4 protein-coding genes and 2 pseudogenes are annotated in these 6,331 nt (G+C 56.6%); 4 read left to right on the top strand and 2 right to left on the bottom strand.

Annotated features, from left to right (window positions below; all coding sequences use genetic code 11):
• Window positions 1-636: 636 nt before the first annotated feature.
• Window positions 637-1,245, bottom strand: a complete 609-nt coding sequence (locus AMM33_RS18320; protein WP_090142701.1) for a DNA-binding protein — start codon at window positions 1,243-1,245, stop codon at window positions 637-639.
• A gap of 178 nt (window positions 1,246-1,423) precedes the next feature.
• Window positions 1,424-2,482: pseudogene (locus tag AMM33_RS18315) on the bottom strand (transposase).
• Window positions 2,483-2,518: 36 nt separating this feature from the next.
• On the opposite strand from AMM33_RS18315, the pseudogene AMM33_RS18310 reads away from it, so the two are divergent.
• The 4 genes and pseudogenes from AMM33_RS18310 to AMM33_RS18295 all read left to right on the top strand — a co-directional run.
• A pseudogene (locus AMM33_RS18310) lies at window positions 2,519-3,702 on the top strand (IS3 family transposase); the annotation flags it as partial.
• Window positions 3,703-3,865: 163 nt separating this feature from the next.
• Window positions 3,866-4,459 carry an SseB family protein gene (locus AMM33_RS18305; protein ID WP_194945553.1) on the top strand — a complete coding sequence of 198 codons (594 nt, stop codon included), beginning with the start codon at window positions 3,866-3,868 and terminating at the stop codon, window positions 4,457-4,459.
• Between the two features lie 120 nt (window positions 4,460-4,579).
• Window positions 4,580-5,011: a LexA family protein gene (locus AMM33_RS18300; protein WP_090142704.1), complete on the top strand. Its 432-nt coding sequence runs from the start codon at window positions 4,580-4,582 to the stop codon at window positions 5,009-5,011.
• A gap of 1 nt (window position 5,012) precedes the next feature.
• Window positions 5,013-6,326, top strand: a complete 1,314-nt coding sequence (locus AMM33_RS18295; RefSeq protein ID WP_090142699.1) for a Y-family DNA polymerase — start codon at window positions 5,013-5,015, stop codon at window positions 6,324-6,326.
• Window positions 6,327-6,331: the final 5 nt, after the last annotated feature.

The following is a 6,331-nucleotide window of genomic DNA, read 5'->3' as shown; positions in this document are numbered from 1 at the left end:
GGAGAAGCGAAGTGTCCAATGACGTGATTTGAACCATCTCCAGCGGGTCGGCATTCTCCCCATAAGTGGTCACCTTTGGTTATGGCTCGCCCCATATATGGTCACCTTGAGGTTTGCTTTCCCCATAAATGGCAACCTTTGGCTGGCTCGCCCCATAAATGGTCACCTTGAGGTTTGCTTTCCCCATAAATGGCAACCTTTGGCTGGCTCGCCCCATAAATGGTCACCTTGAGGTTTGCTCCCCCCATAAGTGGCAACCTTTGGMTGGCTCGCCCCATAAATGGTCACCTTGAGGTTTGCTTTCCCCATAAATGGCAACCTTTGGCTGGCTCGCCCCATAAATGGTCACCTTGAGGTTTGCTCCCCCCATAAGTGGCAACCTTTGGATGGCTCGCCCCATAAATGGTCACCTTGAGGTTTGCTTTCCCCATAAATGGCAACCTTTGGCTGGCTCGCCCCATAAATGGTCACCTTGAGGTTTGCTCCCCCCATAAGTGGCAACCTTTGGATGGCTCGCCCCATAAATGGTCACCTTGAGGTTTGCTTTCCCCATAAATGGCAACCTTTGGCTGGCTCCCCCCATAAGTGGTCACCTTCAAGGCCGCCGCGCGCCGCTTGGGATGCGCAAACCCGTCGTTACTTTCCGTTTTGATTCTTAGCTTGCTGCATTTCCTTGATGGTCTGCAGTAACTGTGAATTTTGTGCGGTTGCTGCGTTTAGCTGATCGGTGAGCTGGGCGGCGCGGGTTTTGATTTCGTCGGCACGCACCTCGGCAACGGCCAAATCGCGCTCACGGTCACGCAACTGATCGCCCAGCCCCTTGACGGTCGATTGCGCAACGTCGAGTTGCTTGCGCAAATCCGTTCCTTCTTGGCGCGCCGCTTCCAGCTCGCTGCTCAGCTGGTCGGCCAGGTCTGCCGCTTCTTGGCGCTGCGCTTCAATCGCCTGACGATCATTCTCCAAAGCCTCGCGCTCAGCCGACAAACGCCCGTTGCAGATCTGGAGCGCATGCGTCCAAATGTCCGTGCCCAGTTGCTCCAAAAGTTCGGTGATAGCCTGCGGCGCGGCCTCTTGCACTGGGGTTTCTTTGGCGGCTTTGCGCGCGCGCCATTCGGTCATGGCCTGGCTGATCGTGGTGTAGCTGCCGCCACCCAGCGCCTTGCGCACACTGGCGAGCGTGGGGTTGTGACCAGCGGCATCGAGCTCGTCGGCAATCTCAAAAATTCGCGCGGTGGTGGAGGTCATGATGTATCCTTTGTGTAGTGTGTAATAGTAGTATACAACACACTACAAAATACAAATACAAATTTTTGATGAATGCGGTAACGGGTCCACCATGAAGTCTGAAGTGGACCCCGAATTTGGGACAGGTGTTTAAGTGGGACACTGTCTAAAGAAACGGGTTACCAATGACTGACTGATGTTACGCAGCAGCCCTGAACAGCTGAAGTTGGGCATAGGCGGAGCGCGATGCGTTGATGAGTAGTTTGCGACAAAGCGCGAAAGGATTTAGCTTGTTAGAGATGCTCAAGCATTCGAGCTTGAAGGTGGCGTAAATCGCCATAAAGACATGGTTGCTTTGGGTTCGCAGCGTGCGCGTGGGGGACTTGGCCAGGTTGGCATTGGACTTCAAGGATTTGTGAAATACCTCCACTTGCCACCGTTTTTTGTAGCTCGTGGTGATGGCGTCATAGTCGCAAGTCAAATCACTGCACACCAGATGCAATACCCCGGTACTGTCGTCTTTGTTTTTAAAGACTTGGCGGACCACCAGGACTGCTTTCGCATATCCCTTGAGCCAGCCTTGCACGGTGGTTTGCTCTGAGAAGTCCAGCTCATCTACACGGACAAAGCGCTTCTTTTTTCGATCCTCTTGGCTCAAGGCAATCAGACGGTTGTCCTTGAGGGCTGCAATGAAATGTCGGCCTTTGCCTGTGATGAATTCGAAGTTCTACTCTGACGAGAACCAACTGTCCATCAGCACGAAACGAAACTTCAAGCTGTTGTGAATACAGGTTTGAATCATCTCGCGCATCATGTCGTTTTTGGTCTTGTCACTTTTGCGCTTGAGTTTTCTGGTCGCAAGCTCGCTGTATTGAATCGGCTTCTTCACCAGTTCAAACGCCACCGGGATGGAAGTTTCGTTGCAGTAGTACAGCGCATTGAGCAGGTTGATCCCTTTGACGGTACGCCCGCTGCAATGGTCAAAGTGCCAGCACATCAACTCGCTCTCATCGGTCCAGGCTTTCTCCTGAATCGTGTCGTCAAAGATCAACACACCGTCGTCACGCTCAATCGACCTGACGGTCAACTTGACCTGTTGCCACAGGTCCTTGGAGGTGTACTCCTGCGCCGATAAAAACCGTGTGATGTGGTCGTGGCTGACGTCACCTTCAACCATCGCCGACAAGCCCGTCGCCGTCGCAGCACCAAAAGTGCTCAACAAATAGTCCGTGTACAAATCAAGGTCAGCTTTTTTCATCCATGAAGCCTATCAGGGGTGGGCTGCGTAACATCAGTGACTGAGTCAAAAAAGCGAAGAGTTCATCCACCGGAGTTCAAGGCCAAGGTGGGGCTGGAGGCGCTCGGTGGGATGAAGACCATCAACCAAATCGCCCAAGAGCACGGCGTCCATCCAATTCAGGTCGGCCAATGGAAGCGAGAGATCCAAGCCAAGGCCAAAAGTCTGTTTGAAGGCAAGCGTGGGCCACAACCGGTATCTGCCGAGAGCGCGCCGGACCGGCTTTATAGTGAGATCGGTCGCTTGAAGATGGAGCTGGACTGGCTCAAAAAAAAGTCCGGAATCAGCCTGCCATGATCCGTCATGCTTGGATAAGCGCCCATGCCGATGTCACGCAAAAGCGCCAGTGCATGCTCGCTGGCGTTTCGCGCACGACGGTCTACGTCAAGCGCAAAGCTGTGTTGTTTGTCGAGGCAGACGAGCTGCTCAAGCGCCTGATTGATGAGGAATACACGCGTCATCCCTTCTACGGCAGCCGCAAGATGGTGGTGTATTTGGGGCGCTGCGGGCACCGGGTCAATCGCAAGCGGGTGCAACGCTTCATGCGCTGCATGTCGCTGGCAGGTATGGCACCAGGGCCGAACACAAGCGCGGCGCACCCGCAGCACAAGGTCTACCCCTACTTGCTGCGTGGCGTGCCCGTGGCGCGGGCCAATCAGGTCTGGAGCACGGACATCACCTACGTGCGGCTGGCGCGCGGCTTTGCTTACTTGGTGGCTGTGATCGACTGGTATTCAAGGCGGGTGCTGAGCTGGCGAATCAGCAACAGCATGGAGGCTGCGTTTTGCGTGGACTGCTTGGAAGACGCCTTGCGTGAGCATGGCAAGCCTGAGGTGTTCAACAGCGACCAGGGCAGCCAATTCACCAGCGTTGCCTTCACGGACGTTCTGAAACGCGAGGCCATTGCCATCAGCATGGACGGCCGGGGTCGGGCGTACGACAACATCTTTGTGGAGCGGCTTTGGCGGAGCGTCAAACACGAAGACGTGTACCTCAACGGCTACGCCACGATGGTCGAGTTGCTGGTCGGCCTGACGAAATACTTTGCCTTTTACAACACAGAACGCCCACACCAAGCATTGGACAATCAAACCCCGCAGGAGGTTCACAAGACCTCGAGCGGCGGTGGTGCGATGATCGTGGACAAATACCGGAGCAAAGAAAGACTCCTAGTTGCGCTGCGCTCCATCGGGACTGCAGTCGAGGAAATCGGGATTGAGAGTGAGTCAGCAATACAAATTGCAAATACCGGGGCAGCGCCGTCCAGCTGCGAGAAGTTGAGTGCAACTTAAACTGACATCAAGTCTGTCCTGACTTTGGGGTCCACTTCAGTCGCGGTGGACTTTGAACACACTGGCGGTGGTGGATGAAGGAGCTTGTGGCCAGGATGGTCCTGAGGGCTTGCCCAGCGGATATGCTTGCGGGCAGCCCGCCGCAGATGGGCTTGCTCAACTAAGGGAAATCATGTGGCCGTTTAAGAAAACAACAGAAAAAAAGAAAGCGGAACCAACATCACGGCTGGTTGAGAACCCCGGCCTCGAAGCGGCGATGTTCCGCCATCGTTTTTCACCCACCGAACAGACAGTTACCGATGTGGGGCGTGCGCTCCAAGCAGCGACATACTTAGCACCCATTCTCGGAGACCGATTGAAGCTAGCCGAGCATGGACAAACCACTGTCATAGAACCCGGCAGCGTTATTGAGTTCATGACGTGCCAAAGTTCTGAAGGAAAAACCTTTTTACCGGTATTCACCAGTTGGAGTGAATTGAGGCTTTGGGCAGGAAACGATGCACAAGCATTCGTGCTGGGAGCGTCAGAGGTTTGGTCCAGAGTTCTGAATGAACCGCGCTATGGCGGGGCAGTCATTAACCCTGCCAACATGCCATGGACACTGGAGCCGGAACACATCAAAATGTTGATCGCGGAAACCAGATAGCCACCTCAAATAACCGCCCCCCTCCATCCGGCCGAGGGGCACAAACACTCGAAAATCAGGCAACTGCAAATTGCTGATGCCGCCAGTATACTGATGTTTTATACAGTATCAGGCGACATCATGCCCCAGCTTTCCACTCCGCAGCCCCTGCCTTCACGGCCGTTCCTGGTCAACACTTTCTCGGCCAGCGTGCAGGCTGGATTCCCCTCGCCAGCAGAAGATCACCAGGTCGAACACATCGACTTGATGAACCAATTGATCAAGCATCCGCAGGCCACGTTCATGCTGCGCGTGAGCGGGCAATCCATGCGCGACGCGGGCATCTTGGATGGCTCGGTTGTGCTGGTTGATCGGGCGATCAAGCCCGAAAACGGTCATGTCGTGGTGGCCGTGGTTGATGGCGATTTCACCTGCAAGACGCTGAACACTGGCCAGGACAGTTTTCGGCTGGTGGCGGCCAATCCTGAGTTTGCGGACATCGTGCCCAAGGACGGCCAGACCGTGGAAATCTGGGGCGTGGTCGTGGCCAGCATCGTGCAGCACGGGGCATGACATGCTCGCCCTCATCGACGGCAACAATTTCTACGTCTCCTGCGAACGCGTCTTCCAGCCCTGGCTGCAAGGCCGGCCGGTGGTTGTGCTGTCCAACAACGACGGCTGCGCCATTGCCCGCAGTGACGAGGCCAAGGCCCTGGGCATCAAGATGGGCGCGCCCTACTTTCAGCTGCGCGACCTAGAGCGCGACGCGGGCCTGATCGCCCTGTCAGCCAACTTTGCTTTGTATGGCGACATGAGCGACCGCATGATGACCTTGGCCGCAGGCCTGGGCCACACGCAAGAGGTCTATTCCATCGATGAAAGTTTCATTGACCTGAGCGCCATCCCCGGTGACCTGGTGCGGCGCGCCCGCACCATCCGAAAACGCATCCACCAATGGATCGGCATCCCGACCTGCATCGGCATCGGCCCCACCAAAACCCTCGCAAAGCTAGCCAACGCCATCGCCAAAAACGCCGAACGCAAACCCGGCAGCTACCCCGCCCAACACGCCCAAATCTGCCACCTGGGCGCGTGCACCCCCGAAGACCTGGCCGCCCTGCTGGCCGCCACCGAGGTCGGCGACGTGTGGGGCGTGGGCCGCAAGATCGGTGCACAGCTTCGAGAAATTGGCGTGCACACCGCGCTGGACTTGCAGCGCATGAGCCCGGCTGCAGCGAAAGCGGGATGGTCGGTCGTGCTGGAAAAAACCGTGCGCGAACTCAATGGCGTGCCCTGCATCGAATTTGAAGATGAGCCCCCGGCCAAACAACAGATCGCGTGCACCCGCAGCTTCGGCCACCCGGTGACTGAGTTGATCGAGTTGCAAGAAGCCGTCACCGAATTCGCGTGCAGGGCCGCAGAAAAACTGCGCAAGCAAAACAGCCACACCGGCCAGATCATGGCCTTCATCCGCACCAGCCCCTTCCGGCAACAAGACCCGCAATACAGCCGCAGCGCAAGCATCCCCCTGCCCAGCCCCACCAGCGACAGCGCCCACATCACCCAGGCGGCCAACGCCATCGTCAAACGCATCTACAAAGACGGCTACAAATACGCGAAAGCAGGCGTGATGCTGATGGACCTGCAACCGGCCACCCGCGAACAACTGACACTGGACTTTGACGACACCATGCCCGAAAACCGCGTGCGCCTGATGCTGGCCATGGACCAGCTGAACCAGCGCTATGGGCGAGGGACGCTGAAGCTGGCCAGCGCGGGGGCACCGAAGGCGATGAAGTTGTGGGCGATGCGCCAGGAAAGGATGTCGTCGGGGTTTACGACGGATTGGCGGGGGTTGGCGTGCGTCAATAATGACCGATCCACTTGAGTCTT

The organism is Limnohabitans sp. DM1, assembly GCF_001269385.1.
In the GTDB taxonomy this organism is placed as follows: domain Bacteria; phylum Pseudomonadota; class Gammaproteobacteria; order Burkholderiales; family Burkholderiaceae_C; genus Limnohabitans_A.
Note: the sequence above shows the minus strand (reverse complement) of the source record. Positions and strands in the feature narration are given on the sequence as shown.